The 18,737-nt window shown below is 49.5% G+C and carries 18 protein-coding genes; all 18 read right to left on the reverse strand.

Annotated features, from left to right (window positions below; translation table 11 throughout):
- Positions 1 to 815: nitrilase-related carbon-nitrogen hydrolase (locus MR847_RS02680; protein WP_287722877.1), on the reverse strand; the 815-nt coding region annotated here is incomplete at its 3' end.
- A 1-nt stretch (position 816) separates the two neighbouring features.
- The gene (locus MR847_RS02685; protein WP_100424639.1) at positions 817 to 1,917 is read right to left on the reverse strand and encodes a type IV pilus twitching motility protein PilT; all 1,101 of its coding nucleotides are present in this window, start codon (positions 1,915 to 1,917) and stop codon (positions 817 to 819) included.
- 22 nt (positions 1,918 to 1,939) lie between these two features.
- A complete protein-coding gene (locus MR847_RS02690; protein ID WP_287722878.1) occupies positions 1,940 to 3,595 on the reverse strand; it encodes a hypothetical protein in 1,656 nt (551 codons plus the stop codon).
- A gap of 15 nt (positions 3,596 to 3,610) precedes the next feature.
- Positions 3,611 to 3,841, reverse strand: coding sequence for a Trm112 family protein (locus MR847_RS02695; RefSeq protein WP_241899410.1), 231 nt, complete (start codon positions 3,839 to 3,841; stop codon positions 3,611 to 3,613).
- A 72-nt stretch (positions 3,842 to 3,913) separates the two neighbouring features.
- Positions 3,914 to 5,452: a glycosyltransferase gene (locus MR847_RS02700; protein WP_100424642.1), complete on the reverse strand. Its 1,539-nt coding sequence runs from the start codon at positions 5,450 to 5,452 to the stop codon at positions 3,914 to 3,916.
- 15 nt (positions 5,453 to 5,467) lie between these two features.
- The gene (locus MR847_RS02705) at positions 5,468 to 6,181 is read right to left on the reverse strand and encodes a polyprenol monophosphomannose synthase (protein WP_100424643.1); all 714 of its coding nucleotides are present in this window, start codon (positions 6,179 to 6,181) and stop codon (positions 5,468 to 5,470) included.
- Positions 6,178 to 7,128, reverse strand: a complete 951-nt coding sequence (locus MR847_RS02710; protein WP_100424644.1) for a glycosyltransferase family 2 protein — start codon at positions 7,126 to 7,128, stop codon at positions 6,178 to 6,180. Before MR847_RS02710 ends, MR847_RS02705 begins: the two co-directional genes overlap by 4 nt.
- Positions 7,129 to 7,148: 20 nt before the next feature.
- Positions 7,149 to 10,235 (reverse strand): glycosyltransferase family 117 protein, encoded by a 3,087-nt coding sequence (locus tag MR847_RS02715; protein WP_287722879.1) that lies wholly within the window; start codon positions 10,233 to 10,235, stop codon positions 7,149 to 7,151.
- A complete protein-coding gene (nusB, locus tag MR847_RS02720) occupies positions 10,232 to 10,696 on the reverse strand; it encodes a transcription antitermination factor NusB (RefSeq protein ID WP_287722880.1) in 465 nt (154 codons plus the stop codon). The genes MR847_RS02715 and nusB overlap by 4 nt, the downstream gene beginning before the upstream one ends.
- Positions 10,693 to 11,169: a 6,7-dimethyl-8-ribityllumazine synthase gene (gene ribH, locus MR847_RS02725; protein ID WP_241899412.1), complete on the reverse strand. Its 477-nt coding sequence runs from the start codon at positions 11,167 to 11,169 to the stop codon at positions 10,693 to 10,695. Before ribH ends, nusB begins: the two co-directional genes overlap by 4 nt.
- A gap of 11 nt (positions 11,170 to 11,180) precedes the next feature.
- Positions 11,181 to 12,386: a bifunctional 3,4-dihydroxy-2-butanone-4-phosphate synthase/GTP cyclohydrolase II gene (locus tag MR847_RS02730; protein ID WP_277002378.1), complete on the reverse strand. Its 1,206-nt coding sequence runs from the start codon at positions 12,384 to 12,386 to the stop codon at positions 11,181 to 11,183.
- Positions 12,379 to 12,978 (reverse strand): riboflavin synthase, encoded by a 600-nt coding sequence (locus MR847_RS02735; RefSeq protein ID WP_100424647.1) that lies wholly within the window; start codon positions 12,976 to 12,978, stop codon positions 12,379 to 12,381. Before MR847_RS02735 ends, MR847_RS02730 begins: the two co-directional genes overlap by 8 nt.
- 177 nt (positions 12,979 to 13,155) lie before the next feature.
- A complete protein-coding gene (locus MR847_RS02740; protein ID WP_287722881.1) occupies positions 13,156 to 13,473 on the reverse strand; it encodes a hypothetical protein in 318 nt (105 codons plus the stop codon).
- 48 nt (positions 13,474 to 13,521) lie between these two features.
- Entirely contained in the window at positions 13,522 to 14,715 is a 1,194-nt protein-coding gene (locus tag MR847_RS02745) for a hypothetical protein (protein WP_106519003.1), read from the reverse strand.
- A gap of 78 nt (positions 14,716 to 14,793) precedes the next feature.
- The gene (locus tag MR847_RS02750; RefSeq protein WP_287722882.1) at positions 14,794 to 15,222 is read right to left on the reverse strand and encodes a hypothetical protein; all 429 of its coding nucleotides are present in this window, start codon (positions 15,220 to 15,222) and stop codon (positions 14,794 to 14,796) included.
- Positions 15,223 to 15,283: 61 nt separating this feature from the next.
- Complete coding sequence (locus tag MR847_RS02755) at positions 15,284 to 16,798, reverse strand: sigma-54 interaction domain-containing protein (RefSeq protein ID WP_287722883.1); 1,515 nt, start codon at positions 16,796 to 16,798, stop codon at positions 15,284 to 15,286.
- An 18-nt stretch (positions 16,799 to 16,816) separates the two neighbouring features.
- Positions 16,817 to 17,983: a serine/threonine protein kinase gene (locus MR847_RS02760; RefSeq protein ID WP_287722884.1), complete on the reverse strand. Its 1,167-nt coding sequence runs from the start codon at positions 17,981 to 17,983 to the stop codon at positions 16,817 to 16,819.
- Positions 17,980 to 18,690: a tetratricopeptide repeat protein gene (locus MR847_RS02765; protein ID WP_320872828.1), complete on the reverse strand. Its 711-nt coding sequence runs from the start codon at positions 18,688 to 18,690 to the stop codon at positions 17,980 to 17,982. Before MR847_RS02765 ends, MR847_RS02760 begins: the two co-directional genes overlap by 4 nt.
- Positions 18,691 to 18,737 lie beyond the last annotated feature (47 nt).

Here is an 18,737-nt window from a genome sequence, read left to right on the forward strand (position 1 = left end):
CCGTGTTCTTCAAAAATCGGAAGCGAGAAAATGCTCTCGCCCATCGCATTATAAACGCTCGAATCGCCTTCAAACGCATAAATATTCTTGCCGTTGTTCTGCGTACCGACTGCGTTCACATAAAGGAGTGGCACGTTCGCATTCTTCGCATGTGCGCCAAAGACGCGGTCACGCGCCTTGTCCTTGCCCTGCGTATACGGCGAACAAGAAATATTGATCATCAAATCGCCCGAAGAAATCTTCTTCTGCAAAATTTCAAACGGCTTGATCTTGTAAAGAGAATCCCAACCGTCTTCGCAAACCGTAATGGCAAGCTTTACACCGTTCACTTCGACCGGGCAGAGAATTTCCGAAACCGGTATTCCGTTCGTCTGAGCGAGCTTTCTCAAATCAGAGAAATAACGCGGTTCTTCAAATTCACGGTAACTCGGAAGCAGCGTCTTCGGCAAGAATTTCTTTTGTATGCCCTGGCAGTCGACGAGAGTCTTGAAATTTCCCTTCGAAGCGTAATAAGCCGCATTATAAAGAAGGGAACGGCCATTTTCACCGTTCTCTTCTTCCTTCGCCACGCTGCCAAAAAGAATGTCCACATTCTTCGAAAGTTCGCGGACAGATTCATTCACTTGAATGCAACGTTCGACAAAGGAATTTTCTTCCCAAAGGTCCGAAAGCAAATATCCCGGAACACACATTTCCGGGAATACAATTAAATCGGCAGAGGCTTGAACGCCTTCGCCAATGAATTTTTGCATCGTGGAAAAGTTCTTCTCCGGATTTCCGGGAACCACTTCCATCTGCGCCACATAAATTCTCATATTACATCCATCCGCGGTCCGATGTTCCCGAAATACCGCGCACCTTCAGGTCAAAGTCATCCGGGTTTGTCGCAGCCGCCAGTGCTACTTCATAAGTAATCTTATTGTTGCTGTACAGATCCAAGAGGGACTGGTCAAAGGTCTGGCTGTGATATTGCATGTGACCTTCGGCGATGGCCGTTTCGATCATGCTCGTCTTATCCTTATCAATCATGTATTCGCGGATTGCGGCCGTATTGATCATGATTTCTGCAGCAGGCACTCGACTTGTTCCGTCTGCGGTCGGCAAAAGGCGAAGGCTGATGATACCCGCCAAGCATTCACCCAAAAGCAAACGTACTTCATCGTGCTGATGCGGCGGATACATGGAAAGCACACGGGCGATTGTTTCGGTTGCGTTCGTCGTATGAATCGTAGCGAACACCATGTGACCGGTATCGGCAGCCGTCAAAGCGATTTGCATCGTTTCCAAGTCACGAATTTCACCGACCAGGAGAACGTCCGGGTCCTGACGCAGAGCGGAACGCAATGCGTTCGCATAAGAATTCGTATCCACACCAATTTCACGCTGGGAAATGATCGACTTGCGATCTTTATGCAAGTATTCGACAGGGTCTTCCACCGTAATGATGTTATCGGCCACCGTGTCGTTCAAATGGTCAATCATCGAAGCAAGGCAAGTCGACTTACCAGAACCAGTCGTACCCGTCACGAGCACAAGTCCACGCTTGCGTTCGGCGAGTTCCAAAATCACCGGCGGAAGTTGCAATTCTTCAAACTTCGGAATCGTAGCCTTAATGTGACGGATCACCATAGCGGAAGTTCCACGTTGACGGAAAACGTTCACACGGAAACGGCCCATGTCGCGGGCGCCCACGGCAAAGTCGCATTCCTTGTTGTTTTCAAATCGCGTCATCTGATCGCGATTCATCATGTCCATTAAAAAACTATCCATCGTCATCGCATCGATCGGCGTATCGACGAGTTTGACAAGTTCACCATTAATACGGTAAATCGGAGGTACTCCAACGCGAATATGCAAGTCGGAAGCCTTCTTCTGCGCCATCAAGCGCAAAAGCTGTTCAATTTTCAATGCACCCATGAAACACTCCGTGGTAACGGAATTAATTCAAATTTTTGTTGTCACGAATCTTTTCGATTTCAGCAAGACGCTGTTTCAATTCAGCGTTGTCCGAATCCTTACGGAGCAAATCCTTGTAGATCTTGATCGCTTCGTCGTAAACGCCCTGGCCAAAATAAATTTCAGCGAGCGTACGCGTGCTAGTCGTCGGATCTTCCAAGAGAGCGTCGTCCGAATCCTTACCGAAAATGCTGTCGAAGGAAGAATTCACCGAGCCTTCCACAGCCGGAACGTCCTCGTCAAGCTTCAATTCGTCCAAAGAGAGTTCGTCATCCGAATCCTTGCCGAACAAATTATCGAACGAACTTTCGACTGAAGTTTCGAGAGTCTCTTCTGCTACAGGTTCTGCGGTCGGAGCTGCTGCAACAGCCGGAGATTCTGCCTTCGGAAGTTCCACGTCTGCAGAGGAAGACTTTTCAAAGCCTCCTTCCAGCGGAAGATCGTCGTCATCCTTGCCGAACAAAGTATCGAACGAACTTTCGACTGAGGTTTCGAGGCTCTCTTCCGTCTTGGTTGCTGAAGCGGCTTCGAGAGTCGGAAGCGCTTCGTCCAAATTCAGAACGTCGCTTGTTGTCGGATTCTCTTCTGCAGCAGGTTCTGCGGTCGGAGCTTCTGCAACAGCCGGAGATGCTTCTGCAACAGGAGCAGCTGGCTTCGATGGCACAAATTCTTCCGGAAGTTCGTCTTCCCCGAAGATATCATCAAAGGCATCGGACAAAGACTGAGCCTTTTCTTCCACCGCCGGAGCTTCTTTCACAGCAGGTGCTGTAGGAGCCGATTCTTCCATTTCAGAAGCACCAAAAATACCGGTCAAAGCAGAATTGACATCGTTGCCGTCAATTTCGTCCATCGGGAACTGATCCTTGGTCGTATCGGTCGGGGCAAAGCCCGCTATCGCATCGTCCAAGCTGTGTTCCAAATCGTCAAAGGAAACTTCTGCATCCTTTTCTTCATCTGCAGGTATCAGGCTTGCGAGAGCGGAGAACGGATCATCTTCCGAAGTTTGCGATCCTTCTGCAGCGGTTTCATCGGCAGGAGCTTCTGCAACCGGAGATTCTTCCACGGCAACTGAGACTTCATCTTCAGCCTTCGGTGCAATCGTTTCCGAAGCCTTTTCAAACAAGGATTCACCGCCCAAATCCAGGGGTTCATCCTTCAAAATTTCATCCAAAGACGGTTGTTCTGCGGTAGCGGCCGTTGCAACGCCCGCAGCACCCAGAGTCATATCCTGCGCCATCGATGCCATATCGATCTGCGGAGCATATTCTTCCTTCCAGAATGGATCCAGCGGATCTAAATCATGCAACAACTGATAATAGTAGTTTCGGTTGCCTTTATCACCTTTTGTGGCAAAGACATCGCCCAAGCGACGCAACGCAGAAAGGCAATACGGATTACGCGACAACACAGCTTCGCAAGCTTCGACTACACCATCGAGATCCTGTTTTTCTTCCAAAATCTTCGAGAGGACCAAGTGGCCTTCAACGCTTTCCGGAAAATCCTGAAGACCGGACCTTACGCACTGCAAGGCACCGTCCAAGTCACCACTCAAGCGCATCAAATCGGCAAGCCAGGCAAAAGCCTGAGACTGCTTCTTTTTGCCAATGGCCTTGCGAAGAGAATCTACTGTTGTTGCCATATTTACCTCAATTCTTTACAGTGCGATGGCTTCATCCATCAAAAGAACCGGAATGCCATTCTTGACCGGGTAAAGCTTTTTGCCATCTTGAGAAACGAGGGCTTCTTCCAAAGCTTCAGAAACAGCAGCTCCGCCCACATTCTTGAGAGTTCCCAGAGCGATTTCCGCATTCACCTTTGAAAGGATTTCTTCGGACGCTTCCACGAGGGGTTCACGTGTATCTGGAGTGCACAAAAGAGACAGCATTTCAGAATCCATAATTCACCTTTTTATTTTTTATCAAAATAAAAATAATTTCTTTTTTTTACGCAGAACGACTCAATAGAAGTAATTCAAGTCCACAACGGCATAATCGGAGTTGTTTTCGGTGCCAATCAAGAGCTTTGGACAGACTCCCAACGATTTGACCCATTCCTGGTCAAAGGATTCCCGGAAACCGTTCGAATCCGAAAGGACGAGCAATTCCTTGCAACCGGTCCGCTTGCAAATCGACGGCAAATCCCGCAATCCGCCAAGCAAATGTTCGCGATTTTCTTCCGTCACCTTTTCCGGAGCGTTCGAAACACAGCCGAGCAGGTTCAAACCCGGTTTCAAATGGTAGCGGTCAAACCAGCAGTCGATTGCATCGGTCGATCCGCCGAGCAAAATGGAACGTTTTGCCTTTCCCGAAAAGATCTGATAAAAATAATCCAGCCAAAAAAGCAGACGTCGCCAAAAAATACAGCCAAATACCACACCGATTGCAGGCGCCACAATCGAAGCCTCGGTGCCTAAAAGCAAAACGGAAACGGCACTTCCCGCCGCAGCAGAAGGGAGCAAGAATTTGAGCAAGCGAAACCCGTCGAGTTTCGAAGAAACGTAATCCCCCGCAAGCGCAAGCGGAAGCCAAGTAAACAGAGCAAGTACGCCAGCTACTTTACACGAGATCGGGGCTGCAAGCGAATACAGCAGGACACAAAGCCCAACGATTGCCACATCCACAAGCATCTTCCACCACTGCGGAACGAGTCTCGAGAACACGCCGATCAGCGCCGCAAAGAAAATGCCGAGCGCAATGATAAAAGTCGGCATGTGATAATTGTGATGCTTCTTGGCGAAAATGAGCATAGCCATGTAGAAGTCCACAAACGTACGGAAGCGACGCGTTTTACTGCTCTGTCCCTTAAAATGAAGAATGCTCGTCCCTGGATAATAGTAGTTACGGTATCCAGACTTTTTAATGCGCAAGCAAATGTCCAAGTCTTCGCCGTACATGAAATAATCTTCATCGAAGCCGTTCAGCTGGTTAAAGATTTCGCGCTTCACGCCAAGGAAAGATCCACTGACAGCATCCACTTCCGTCTCGACATTCGGATCCAGATAGGTCATGTTGTACGAAGCAAAAATCTTACTCTTGGGGAAAAGAGCCGAAAGGCCGATCGTTTTACAGATTGCGGCAAAAGGCGAAGGGAACGACCTGCGACAAGCCCATTGCAACGTGCCGTCCCCATTCAAAATTTTACAGCCAACGGCACCTGCGTCCGCTTTAGAAGCCATGTAAGCAAGAGTTCTCTGAAAAGTTCCCTTCGAAACCACCGTATCCGGATTGATGAAGAAAAGGATTTCCTTTGTCGCCTGCTTGGCCGCTAAATTGCAGCCTTTGCCAAAGCCCAGATTTTCCTGACTGACAATCCAATGGACATTCGGGAACGCCTTTTTTTGTTCTTCGAGAATCGGAACAAACGAACCATTGTCCACGACAAAAATTTCGGAATCGATATTTTCGAGAGCATCTGAAACCGAAGCGACACAAGCCGGAATATAATCGCGGGAATTGTACGCTACAATGATGACAGAACAAGAAAACGGAGAACTCATCGACTTCCCCTAAAATCAGGAGCGCTTAAAACGCAGTTTCAAAACCAAGAAGAATGCTTCGGAAATAATGCCACCGCTCATTTTCGAAACGCCGCGAACACGGTCGGTAAAGACAATCGGAATTTCCTTGACGCGAAGGCCCTTTTTCCAAATCTTAAAAGTCGTTTCGATCTGGAAACAGTAGCCGTCACTCTTCATGCCCGAAAGATCCAAAGCTTCGAGAGCCGAACGTCTAAAGCACTTAAAACCGCCCGTCGCATCCTTTACCGGAATGCCCGTGACGATGCGGGTATAAACGTTTGCAAAGTAACTCAGCAAAAGACGTTTCCAGTCCCAGTTGACAACGCCGATCTTTTTTCCGTTGTAACGGCTGCCCAGCACAAGGTCCGCATCTTCAGCGGCATCGAGAAAACGCGGAAGGTCATTCGGATTGTGGCTAAAGTCCGCATCCATTTCAAAGACACGTTCAAAGCCGTTTTCCAAAGCCCACTTAAAACCGGTGACGTAAGCCGTACCAAGGCCCATCTTTCCCGGACGACGCAAAAGATGAATCTTTGCATTTTCCTTGGAAAGTCCTTCCACAATGTCACCTGTTCCATCGGGCGAGCCGTCGTCCACCACCAAAACTTCCAGGCAGGGATCCTGCCTCAAGACTTCGGGAATGATGAGCGTGATATTTTCTTTTTCGTTATACGTCGGAATGATGACAAGACTCTTCGGATAACTCATACGCGCTCCTCCAAATCTGTTTCAACGGCATCACGAACAGTTTCTGCTATCGGATAACGTTGCTCCTTGTTACGACTCATGAGTTCCGCCAAGAAACCGATCGAGAACAGCTGAATTCCCATGAGCAGCGAGAAGCCACCCACCACGATCAGCGGACGCAAATGCAGCGCTCCTGTCTTCAACCATTCAAAACCGAAGTATCCAAAGACCGCACCACCGAACAGAAAAAAGAGCAGTCCAAAAAGGCCGAAAAAGTGAAGCGGCTTTGTCGCAAACTTGTTGAGGAAAAGAAGGGTCAACAAATCCAAGAAGCCCGACACCAAGCGAGAAACGCCATACTTAGAAGATCCATGCACACGGGCGCGATGCGTCACCGGCATTTCCGTCACACGGGCGCCCTGCCACTTTGCCATCACCGGAATAAAGCGATGGAAATCCCCGTAAAGATTGATGAAGCGGACGACCGAGGCGCGGTACAGTTTAATGCCGCAGTTGAAGTCGTGCAAACGCTTGCCGCATACCGCAGAAACCGTCAAATTGAAAAGCTTGGAAGGCCAAGTCTTGTGCCACGGATCGTGGCGACGCACCTTCCAACCCGACACCAGGTCATAGCCTTCGTCGAGAATCTTCATCATCTTCGGAATTTCACGCGGATCGTCTTGCAAATCTCCATCAAGCGTAGCGATCAATTCGCCACGAGCCTTGGAGAAACCGAGCGAAAGGGCATCTGCCTTTCCACAGTTGAACTGGAAACGGAACAGTCGAAGGAAATCATACTGTTTTGCAAGTTCCAGCAAAACATTCCAAGAACGATCTCGACTTCCATCATCGATGACAATCACTTCAAACGACTTGCCCGTCGGAGTGATGGCATCCACAATTTCTTTCATCAGTTCCGGAAGATTTTCTTCTTCTTCCTTGACTGGAATTACAAGACTCAAATCCATACGTGTTTCCTAAAACCAGATTAGTTAGCCCCAGCGACCGTATCGTTTGCGGAAGAGTCCGACGAAGCCGAATCCGGGACAACCGTGAGGGTTTCCCGCATCAATTCCACAGAGCGACGGTTCCCTTCGAGGCGAGCCCTGCCCTGTTCGTCGTATGCCGGCACATTTTCGAGGCCCTTGTCGAGGTATTCCGCAGCACGTTGCTTGTCACGAACAAGTTCCAGGATATAAGCCGCGGCCCAGTAGCAGCGCCATTCTTCCGGGAACTGATAAATACCCCTGTCGAGGAATCGAAGAGCGAAGTTGACCTTTTCATCGATCGTCTTTTTCTTTGAAAGCGTGAGAGGTGTACCATCGCGGAGGAGAGCTTCCACTTCTTCACGGATCTGGAAAGCGATCTGCAAATAGAGAGATGTGTAGCTCGAAAGGAGACGGGACGTTTCGCCATTGATGTAAGCCGTACCATCCCCGAGACCGCGGAACTTGTAAACGCTGTCAACAAGCTTTGCCGTACGATCCAGGTCAAAGTCCCGATTGTTAGAACGACGGTCCGTCGTATCGCCCTGCATAAAGTTGTAGATCATGCCTTCCTGAACCATGTACTTTTCAAGGCCCATAAAGTTGGACATGCCGACAGTCGTCGAGAAGTGGAGCGGACGGTCGATATTGTTCATCGCAAGGTCCATCACGAGCTTGTACTGCGTGAGCATAATGCCCGCACGAGACTTCGACTGCCATTCCTTAAAGGCGCTGTAAACCTGGTACATGACCATGTACTGTTTGAGTTTCGCCGTATCGGCATCCGCCTTGAAGTTACCTGTCGAATCCTTCATGCTTTCGATACGCGCCTGAAGTGCCGGAATCACGCGATCAGCCTTAGCGACCCAAGTCTGCACATAATGATCCGGATTGCGTTCGTTCAAATCACCGATTGCCATCGACTTTTCGATGCCTTCCTTATCATAGCTGAGCTTCATGATCGGTTCATGATCGAGCATCTGCTTGATGTACCAATCCGTGTTACCAAGAGAAAGGTTCACAACGCGCACGTCCTTACGGATACCGGCGACTTCCTGCGCAAACCAGAGCGGGAAGGTGTCATTATCGCCATTCGTAAAGAGAATTGCATTCGGACGGCAGCTCATAAGAAGGTTGTAAGCGTAATCCCACGGCACCCAAAGACCAGAACGGTCGTGTTCGTGATAGTTCGAAACGCCCGGAATCACGGAGCAAATGAGCACAAACGCCACAGCGGCCGGAGCTGCAAAAGCAGCCGCATTCGCCGCGAGCATATACACGAGAATGCCGACGCCGACACCGAAGATAAGGCTCATAAAAATGTAAGCCGGCGTGTAGAAGTAGTCACGTTCGCGGACTTCAATGTGAACCGCTTCCGGGAACGGAGCTCGACGGCCCATCTTCGCATAGGCGGCTTCGATTTTTTTCCAGGAAATCCAAATGTTCGAATTTTCGAGATTGTTCAGCTTCTGTTCTGCCTTGGAAATTTCCGAAGCATTTGCATTACGGTAGCGGAGCGTGTTCAGTGCGAGTTTTGCATGTTCCACTTTCTGACGCATATCGATCAGATCGTTCGGATCCGGAACGCTAGGAACAAGGATGCCCGCCTGAGCAAGATCCCGCACATTCGATTCCATCGCGGACTTCCAGTACTTGTAATCGCGAGAAGAATCCATACGCATACCGTCTGCAAAGTTGATGTAGAAGAGAAGACCGATCGAGCATATTCCGTAGAGCAGCGACATGTATATGCCGAGCTTCTTATTTCTGCGGTAAGAGAACACGCAGACGGCGACAATCGCACCGTTAAAGATCAAGAACCAGATGAGCTGAGCCGGGACATTATCGCCCATCGACGCCATCTGAGTCGGGAAGAAAAAGCCGAAGCGTTCGAGCGGAACGTTTTCAGATGGATCGAACGCATACGTTCCATTTCCAAAGGAAACTCCACCGACCTTAAACGGCAAATACTGGGCGATCTGATATCCTCCGTAACCCATGTTCGGGAACGAAAGAAGCTGGTGAGCAGCCTGACCGCGACGGTGGAAAGCGCGGGAAAGCATGCCTTCGGAACCATACTGTTTACGAGCGAGGAAGTCGTTAAAAGCTGTCCAGTTTTCGGATTCAAAAAGCTTGCCGAGCTGAAGGTTACCCTGGTCATCCTTAAAGTTCAATTCCGGATCGTTTTCATCAATCACCGGATTCAATTCCGAACGGATCGGAATGTAAAGATGAGAGCTGTAACCGAGCATGGCGACCACCGCAAAAGCGAGGGAAAGACGCACGCTCTTGTTGAATTCGAGATGGCTCGTCTTCACAAAAGACAAAACAGCAAGGACGATCGCCGTCACCAAGGAGATGGCGATAAAGCCCGCTACATAGTAGATCACCGAGCAAAGCAGAACACCCGTCACCCAAACCGGGATACGCGGCAAAATCTTTTTCGGTTCCACGATTAGCATCAAAACGAACACAGCCGGAATCGTGAGGAGCGTGTAAAGGTGCGCACCCACGCCGAGGAATGCGATGTAGCAGATAAAGACGAGTATGCGATTTCCCCAGGCATCATCCCTGTGGTCCACCCACTTGAGAGCGAGGTAAGAAATGAGCATCACGATGAACATCGCAAAGCCGTAAACTTCCGCTTCGACAGCGCTGAACCAGAAGGTATCGCTGAAGGTCAAAAGCAAGCCGGCGCAGAGGCCAGCGGAAGCCAGCGAAAGTTTGCGAAGACCTGCAGAGACCTTGCTTGCAAGCTTGTCCGCAGAGAGAATCTTCGCCAAAAAGTCCCAAGCGAAAAGCGACGTGATGAAAACAGCAAGAGCGGAACTTACCGCCGAGATGTAGTTCAAGCGCTTTGCGATTTCTTCCACAAATGGAAGAAGGACTATCATCACGCGGGAAAGCATCACAAAGAACGGAGTTCCAGGAGGATGCGGAATACCGAGGATGTTTGCACAGGCGACGAATTCACCGCAGTCCCAGAAGCTCACCGTCGGAGCCATCGTCGAAACGTAGACGATAAGCGCCACAATAAAAGCAACACCTGCGGTCAAGTACTTCAACAGATTTTCAGAGATATTCTTCACTGGTTCTCCTCCGCACGTTCGTTCTTGGCAAGCATACCCTTGTCACGTGCATACTGGTTCAATATACCGTTGATGAAACGAGACGAATCTTCCGTGCTAAACTTATTCGCAATCTGCACAGCTTCTTCGAAGACCACCTTCACCGGAACGTCCGGCTGGTACTGAAGTTCCGTGAGTGCGATGCTCAGAATAATCTTGTCGATAGTCGCCATGCGGTCGAGATCCCAACCTTGAGCCTTTCCCGCGATAATCGTATCGAGTTCTGCACGGTGTTCCTGGATCAAGTCCACAAGAGACATTCCATAGCATTTCATTTCTGCCGGAAGTTCCTTCTTCAGAGCTTCCTTCATGCTCATCAAAACGCCTTCAACGCAACTGCCAACCGGCTGTTTCGTGATTTCCATGGAATAAAGAAGTTCCATGGCGAACACACGAGCCGATCTTCTATTTATAGACTTCATGCGAGTTCCTTGTAAAGATTCACCATTTCCACAGCACTTTCGGCACAGTCAGCGCCCTTGTTACCGCCCTTGAGACCGGAGCGGGACATCGCCTGATCGACCGTATCCGTCGTCAGAACGCCAAAGATCACCGGAATCTGTCCGTTCGCAGCGAGAGCCGCCGTTCCATTCGTCGCCGCATTCACCACACAGTCGAAATGCGGAGTTTCGCCACGGATCACGGCTCCAAGCACGATCACCGCGTCAAACTTCTTCGAATCCACAAAGCGCTTTGCTACGCCCGTGAGTTCAAAAGCTCCCGGCACATGAGCAACGGAAATATCCTTCGCATTCACACCCAGAGCTTCGAGCTTCGAAACAGCTCCGGAAAGAAGACCTGCGGTCACCGTCGTATTGAAATCGGCAACTGCGATTGCGATGCGCATGCCCTCACCGTTCAGGCTTGTCTTGTAAGTATGGACTTCTGTCATCATGGAATCGTTCCTTATTTATCCAAATTGTTCAAGATGTGACCCATCTTCTTTTTCTTCGTCTGCAAGTAAAAACGATCTTCCGGGGTCGGAGGAATTTCGATAGGGACGCGTTCCACGATTTCGAGGCCGTAGCCTTCGATACCCGTCACCTTGGCAGGATTGTTCGTAAGAAGACGCATCTGGCGAACGCCGAGATCTTTCAAGATCTGAGCGCCAATGCCGTATTCGCGCAAATCCGGTTTAAACCCAAGGCGCTGGTTCGCTTCGACCGTGTCGAGGCCCTGTTCCTGGAGTTCATAAGCACGGAGCTTATTACAAAGACCTATACCGCGGCCTTCCTGATTTCTCATGTAAAGGAAGACACCGCCGTGTTCACCGATAAAACGCATTGCGCTTTCGAGCTGAGCCCCGCAATCGCAACGACGGGAGCCAAAGATATCGCCGGTCAAGCATTCGCTGTGCACACGCACATAGACCGGCTTCGAGAAGTCGAGTTCACCAGCCACCCAGGCGATATGTTCCGAGCCATCTGTCTTGCTACGGAAACCGATCGCGTGGAAATCGCCGAACTTGGTCGGCACATGCGGAGCGGCAACGCGTTGCACAAAGGATTCGGTGCGAAGGCGGTAAGCGATCAAGTCTCGGATCGAAATGATTTTCAGGTTGAACTTCTTCGCGACTTCCTGCAGTTGCGGCATGCGCGCCATGGTACCGTCTTCATTCATGATTTCGATGAGAGCGGCGGCGGGGCGAAGACCTGCAAGCTTTGCAAGGTCCACGGCAGCTTCCGTGTGACCGGCGCGGCGGAGAACGCCTTCTTCCTGCGCATACAGTGGAGAGATGTGACCCGGACGGCCAAAGTCACCCGGTTTCGAATTCGGATCGGAAAGAGCGAGGATTGTCGCAGCACGATCGTGAGCCGAGACGCCCGTGGTGCAGCCTTCAATCTTATCCACCATAATCGTGAACGGTGTGCCAAGAACGGAAGTGTTTTCCACAGTCTGACGGGAAAGTCCGAGTTCCTTGCAACGGGCCATCGGCAGCGGGCAACAGAGAACTCCGCGCCCTTCATGCAACATAAAGTTCACCTTTTCCGGGGTGATCTTTTCTGCCGCAATAATGAAATCGCCTTCGTTTTCACGATCTTCATCGTCCACGACAACGAGAAACTTGCCATTCTTAAAATCTTCGATGGCATCTTCAATCGTGTTAAGCACGGTCTCTTTCCTCTAAATAATTTTCAATGTACTTGCCGAGCATATCCACTTCCACGTTCACCACGGTACCGACTTCCCATGTACGCAGATTCGTACGGGAAAGCGTATCCGGAATGATTGCCACGCGAAGCGACTTCTCATTCTTTTCTGCAACCGTCAAGCTGATTCCATTCAACGCAATCGAACCGCGGCGAATTACATAGCGTCTCAAATTCTCCGGCAACTCAAGTTCCACTTCTCCACCCGTTTCACGCGGGATTATCGAAAGGACTTTGACCGCTGTATCCACATGGCCCATCACAAAATGGCCTCCCATGTAAGAATCCGCACGGCAAGCGAGTTCCAGATTTACCAAATCTCCAGTTTTTGCACTCGAAAAAGAAGTGTTCGCCAAAGTTTGGTGCATCATGCAAAAAGTCGCCTCATCATCCGTACGGCTTTCGATTGAAAGACATACGCCGTTATTGGCAACGCTATCACCCAGTTTACACGCCTTAAAGAATCCCGGCGAGCGAATACGCATCGTAAGCGCATCACCACGATTCTCTAAAGAAACGATTTCACCAGTTGCTTGAACAATTCCCGTAAACATACGGCGCAAAAAATAGAAAAATCGCTTTTGAACAACCTAGTAGACCGCTCGTATTCCCCCATAAACCCGTTCAAACGGCAACAAAAAAGCCTCGCTCGAACGAGCGAGACCTTGGGTTTGGTTTGGGGTACAATCAAAATATGTTTTTCAAAAAAAATGTTCAAGCGATTCCAAGCCTCATTTTTGAGAATCTTTATCGAAAAATTTCACTTGTTCGCTGGGTCGGAACTTGTCTTCCCGAATTTTCATCATTTTATTTTCACACATGAATTCCAAGCGTCCTTCCATGCGTTCCATCCGATTCGTCTGATGGTGCATACGCATTTCCACCAAAGACGAACGGGATTCCGAAGAGAGCTCGCGGACGCGATCCACAATTTCATTCTCGGAGACAGAACGATTAGCAAGTTTGTAGTCTAAAGAAGAAACCTCTTCATCCTCGCTAGCAAATACTGCCGCACACATTACAAGGATATAAAGGAGCATCTTCTTCATGCCCAACATATTGCAAATATCGTGCCAAATGTCAAAAAATATGGTTTTTTAAAAGCGGAAAGTCGCTCCAAGCCTTATTTCGCCGAGGATATACGCATAGGCGTAGATTTCTGGATGGCCGCTCGGCAAATCCAAATATCGGAGAAAATATGTCCAAACGGAAAAATAGGTTCCAAAATGTTCACCATGCCAGTTCAAGCGCAAACGTGCCGATCCCTGCAAAATTTCACGGTTCCACGTCAAATTTACCCAACCAGCCTGCCCTTCGACTTCATCGACAAAAGTCATCCACTCATCTTCAAACGGATTGTACGACCAGAAAAAGTAACCCAAAAAATCCAAAGAGAACATCTTGTTGAAACGGAAACCCATCTGCATGCGGACTTCTGGACCGATTTTTACATTCCGTCCCAAATAATAACGTTCCTGCACCGAATCGAGAACCGGTATCGAAGAATCTGCCCCATACTCCCAGAAACCGCCGAATCCCGTATCCGTAGAATGCCAAAAGTAGGCGCTGACCGAAGTATCGCGTTCAAAACGTCCCGAAAGCGAAAGGTTTGTCCAGAATCCATACTGCGGACGGTATTCCCAATAACCGCCGATCTTCGCATGCGTCCGAATACGATCATTCAAATAGCCAAAAGCACTCACACCAGCCCGGTAATCCTCCAAAACGTAAAAATCCTTTTCCACAGCCAGGTTGACTCCGAACACAGCGCCATCCCTCTCGGAAATATTCACATCACCGCCCAGGCTCGCCACAAATCGATCCCCTTGGACCGTATATTCAAGACTCGGCGTAAAGGCCCAACGGCTCGTATCAAAAACGGTACTGTCTTCCCGCATAAACTGGACCGTGGAAAAACTTGCCATGAAAAAATGGGATAAGGTTCCTCTTCGAATTTCATATTCCGCACCGATTTGCAAATAAGCTTCGCCCGAATATTCATTCGCCCCGAGCGAATCCCCATATTCATCGTACTTAATTCCGATAAATTCTACACGCGAAAGGAAATTCAACCGATTCTTCGCCGAGTCTTCCGATGCAAAAGAAACCGCAGAATCCCTTGTGGAAGAATCCTTCATCTGCAGGGCTTCATAATAAGAATCCAAAATTTCGCGGATTTCGGCATTGTACTTTCCCTGGTAGCTATTCGCCTGTTCCAAAAGGGCGATCGTCTGCACGACATCGCCTGCGCTTTCCGCGTCCAAGGCCTTTTCAAAAAGGGAATCCTGCACCGCATGCGCAAACGCCCCGTTTGTAAAAAACAGGACGCACCCCAACAGGAGAAACCATCCCCCGCGCCGCATCAATAATTAATCAGGATCGCCATACTCAGGAAGAGGCGGCGGTGGCATCTCCCGCCCCGGGCCCATCATCCGGCGGTCGTCACGCATAGGACGTTTTTCTGGACCACCTTTAAAATTGCGGGGAGACTTCATTTCATTTTTCGGGAATTCAACCCTCATTCGAGGCATTTCACCCCGATTTTTCGAGAGCGATTCCCGTACGAAAGCCTTCTCCTGAGAGGAACTTTCACGCAGTTTGGCGAGAATTTTTTCTCGCGCAGCACGGCGTTCTGCACGTTTCTGCTCCCAAGAGGCGTTTTTCGCATCCAAAGAGGATCGGTCCGAGGATACCGACTCTTCGACAGGGCTAGAAACCTGCGATTCGGGCATGGACTGGGCATACGCAGCGACTCCTAACGCTGTGACGAGCAGAACGGATATGCAGAAATTCTTCATGACCATACCTTACATCTCGCAATAATTATGCCAATTCAAATTGCCCTCAACCAGGTTCGTCCTAAAAAATAATCAAAAAATCAGTCTTCGGATTTATTTTCCCCGAAGGCTTCTTGTAATCTTCTTTTTTGATATCGAGACGTTCCATGATTTCACGGAGCACCTTACGGTCAATGCCCAAGATGGTCGCTGCCAAAGTCAGGTTTCCGTTCGAATCACGCAGGGCTGCGTCGATCACGGCACGGTCCGAAATTTCACGGGCTTCCTTGAGCGTTCTCGGAGATTCCTTCACGCGTTCACGAAGCACATCGAGTTCAAGATCCTTCGGCTGAATGATACGACGATCCGCCTGAGCGAGCGCCTTTTGCACCTTGTTTTCAAGTTCACGGACGTTACCCGGCCAAGAATAGGCGAGCAAAACCTTTTCCGCCGCACGGGAGAAGTGGAACTTTCCAAGTCCGTATTCCGCAGCATAGCGCTTGGCAAAATCTTCGGCGAGCAAAAGAACGTCCTGACCGCGTTCACGCAGAGGAGGAATGTCGATCGACATCACCTGAATGCGGTAATAAAGATCTTCACGGAAACGATGTTCCTTCATCGCTTCTTCGAGGTTCACATGCGTGGCCGAAATAATGCGCACATTCACCGGAATTTCACGGTTATCGCCGACGCGTGTAATGTGATGTTCCTGCAGCACTCGCAAAAGCTTTACCTGCATGTTCAACGGAAGTTCACCGATTTCATCGAGGAAAAGCGTACCGCCTTCGGCTTCCTCAAAAACGCCCTTGCGCGTGTCGATTGCACCGGTAAAAGACCCCTTCACATGACCGAACAAAATGGATTCGATCAGGTTCTCTGGAATCGCTCCGCAGTTGATCGCCACAAAAGGTTTTTCCGCGCGCGGGCTCTGGCTGTGCAGCCAACGGGCAAGAACTTCTTTACCCGTACCCGTTTCACCGCGAATAATCACAGGCGCCGGGAGCGCCACAAACTTTTCTGCCTTGGAAATAATATCCGCCATCGCCTGGGACGCAAAAACGATCGAACCTTTACGGGTTACACCGCGAAGCACGTCCAAAGATTCCTTGTCGGTCTGGCGGTTGTATGCGGAGAAAGCAATCTTTTCGGAAACCGAGACGAACTTATCAAAGAGCTTCTTTTCGAAATCTCCGAACGGATCCTTGCGCGATTCGCGCTGCAAGTACAAAAAGCCCGAAACGATATCGGTCGTCGGAGTCTGGAAAGGAGCGACCATGATACTCGTGAGCTTGTTCTTCACAATCGACTTCGAAATATCGGCTATGTCGCCATCGGCCTGGTTCCAAAGAACCGCACGTTTTTCTTCACGTGCTCGGCGCACGGCGCTCGAAGAAATTGCAACCGACGTAGGATAGGCAAAACGGAATGGTTCATCTGCGAGCTCCGCCGGAATTTCAAGCACAGCTGCGTCCGCATCCAAAACCTGGCATGCGACTTTTGCAATCATCGGCAAAAGTTCTTGCGGAGTCGATTCGTCGAGTAATTGCGAAAGGGTATCCAGCAGCTCCGAGGATGCCTGCATCAATTCTTGGTTCATGCTTTCTCCTTTGACCGGTTATTGCGCATCCGTGGAAAGGCTCTCCACTTCCGTCATAATTCCCCGAACAGTGGCAACAGAATCCGGTTGCAAAGATTCTGCGTCATTTCCCGATTGATGGGCGCGAGAATTTTCAAGCATTAACTTTCCGACGTTTTCCACATCCGGGGAATAGGTCCTAAAAAAGAATATAAACACGAGTAAAATGGTAACGAACAGGAAAACTGCACCACCGAGTAAAAACTTCCCAGCGGGATTTTTTGTTTCGGCACTTTTGGTTACAGTTTTTTCGCATTTTAAAGGTACAGAGAAGAATGCTTCTTCCGGAGACCGGTCAATTTCAGCCTCCCGTTCTCGAATGGAAAGGCGAATCCCATCCTTCCAAAGCGCTTCCTTTTCTCGTTCCCCTGCAAAATAGTTCTGGGACAACTCATTTTCGGCAATTTCAAGGTATTCGTCAAATTCTTCAAAATCTTCAAAACGTTGATCCGGGTTCCGACGAAGCATTCCGTGCCACAGATTTTGGAAGGCGCGGAGTTCTTCCGCAGCCAGTTTCCCGCGACCGTACAAGAGCATGGATGCGTCATAAGAATCCACATGGAAGACCGCCTGTTCAATGGAACTGAAAGTATCTCCTGCGAACAAAGGCTCCCCGGCAATCCAATAATACAGGAGCGCTCCGAGACTAAATATCTCGCTCTTGACCGTTGGCGCAGAGCCTTCAAAACGTTCCGGAGCGGAAAATTTCGGAGTGCCTAAGCCCTGAATTCCAAAGTCGATCAGCACCGGATTTCCATCGGCATCGACCATCACATTATCCGGTCCTAAATCCCCGTGCAAGACTCCCGCTTCCGACATCGTCGAAAGGGTCGCGCAGAGAGTCCGAATCATGCGAATCGCTCTTTTCGGAGGAATCGGGGCAAGCTCCGCACTGGACGTTCCACGGATATATTCCGAAACAAAATAAGGCTTCCCCTGCCATTTCCCGGCACCATAAAGGCGGGAAGTTCCTTCAAAAGCGTGAGAAATATAAAGCTCGACTTTTTCGGGATCGACCTTTCGTTCTTCCAAATACCACTTAAAGGCAACCGGCGTTTGCCCGTCTAGCAAAGCGCGATAGACAGTCGCTTCCCCACCGGTTCGAACCTTTCGAAAACCGGTCAAACGCCTTTCCATTTCGATCATGGATTTTTCCCTTCTGCCTCAAGGACATTCGACTTCAAGCTGTCTTCCGCAATCTTTGTCCAACGCTTTAAATGACTGTTTTTAGGAAACTGAATCGACCCCATGGACCAAATATCCCAGGCCTCTTCGATTTTTCCCTGTTCCCAATAAAGGTTTCCCAAATTGGAATAGGCCGGGGCAAAATTCGGATTTTTCGAAAGGATATCGGTAAATATTTTTTGTGCGGCTTCTTCGTCGCCCATCCCTTGCAGTACAAGCCCTTTTAGGTTCAAGCTAAAGTCGTTCGTGCTGTCGAGTTCAATCGATTCGTTCAGCATACCGAGAACTTTCGCCTGCGAATTTTCCATCACTTTGGCACGCGCTAAATAGAAGAGTGCCGTGGAATACATCGCGCGGGCGACGGTGCTGTCTATCTTTTGCAGAATGCGGAATTCGGTCTGGGTCTTGATCCACAGATCGATCGACGGTTGGCCAATTTTTTCGGAGGCTTCCGCTTTTCCAAAGTAGGCGAGAGCGATTCCGTAGCGGGCATCCCTGTCGGCGGGATCTGCGTCGAGAACCTGGGAAAACTTTTGAATGGCCCGGTCGTAATCACCCATGCGCAGTGCTTCATTACCCTGTTTCTGTTCGGAATTACACGACACGCATAAAAACATGCAGAATGTAAACCAAACCCAAGAAACTTTTTTAAAGCAACGAAACATCATAGCTCTTATATAATCCCATTTTTTAAAATAGTATATTTGTTTTCAAA

Origin of the sequence: Hallerella sp. (assembly GCF_022776125.1) — a bacterium.
In the GTDB taxonomy this organism is placed as follows: Bacteria; Fibrobacterota; Fibrobacteria; order Fibrobacterales; family Fibrobacteraceae; genus Hallerella; species Hallerella succinigenes.

Coding starts and splice junctions, on each gene's coding strand:
- MR847_RS02685 (WP_100424639.1), bottom strand. CDS start 1,917: ATGGGTGCATTGAAAATTGAACAGCTTTTGCGCTTGATGGCGCAGAAG.
- MR847_RS02690 (WP_287722878.1), bottom strand. CDS start 3,595: ATGGCAACAACAGTAGATTCTCTTCGCAAGGCCATTGGCAAAAAGAAG.
- MR847_RS02695 (WP_241899410.1), bottom strand. CDS start 3,841: ATGCTGTCTCTTTTGTGCACTCCAGATACACGTGAACCCCTCGTGGAA.
- MR847_RS02700 (WP_100424642.1), bottom strand. CDS start 5,452: ATGAGTTCTCCGTTTTCTTGTTCTGTCATCATTGTAGCGTACAATTCC.
- MR847_RS02705 (WP_100424643.1), bottom strand. CDS start 6,181: ATGAGTTATCCGAAGAGTCTTGTCATCATTCCGACGTATAACGAAAAA.
- MR847_RS02710 (WP_100424644.1), bottom strand. CDS start 7,128: ATGGATTTGAGTCTTGTAATTCCAGTCAAGGAAGAAGAAGAAAATCTT.
- nusB (WP_287722880.1), bottom strand. CDS start 10,696: ATGAAGTCTATAAATAGAAGATCGGCTCGTGTGTTCGCCATGGAACTT.
- ribH (WP_241899412.1), bottom strand. CDS start 11,169: ATGATGACAGAAGTCCATACTTACAAGACAAGCCTGAACGGTGAGGGC.
- MR847_RS02735 (WP_100424647.1), bottom strand. CDS start 12,978: ATGTTTACGGGAATTGTTCAAGCAACTGGTGAAATCGTTTCTTTAGAG.
- MR847_RS02740 (WP_287722881.1), bottom strand. CDS start 13,473: ATGAAGAAGATGCTCCTTTATATCCTTGTAATGTGTGCGGCAGTATTT.
- MR847_RS02750 (WP_287722882.1), bottom strand. CDS start 15,222: ATGAAGAATTTCTGCATATCCGTTCTGCTCGTCACAGCGTTAGGAGTC.
- MR847_RS02755 (WP_287722883.1), bottom strand. CDS start 16,798: ATGAACCAAGAATTGATGCAGGCATCCTCGGAGCTGCTGGATACCCTT.
- MR847_RS02760 (WP_287722884.1), bottom strand. CDS start 17,983: ATGATCGAAATGGAAAGGCGTTTGACCGGTTTTCGAAAGGTTCGAACC.
- MR847_RS02765 (WP_320872828.1), bottom strand. CDS start 18,690: ATGATGTTTCGTTGCTTTAAAAAAGTTTCTTGGGTTTGGTTTACATTC.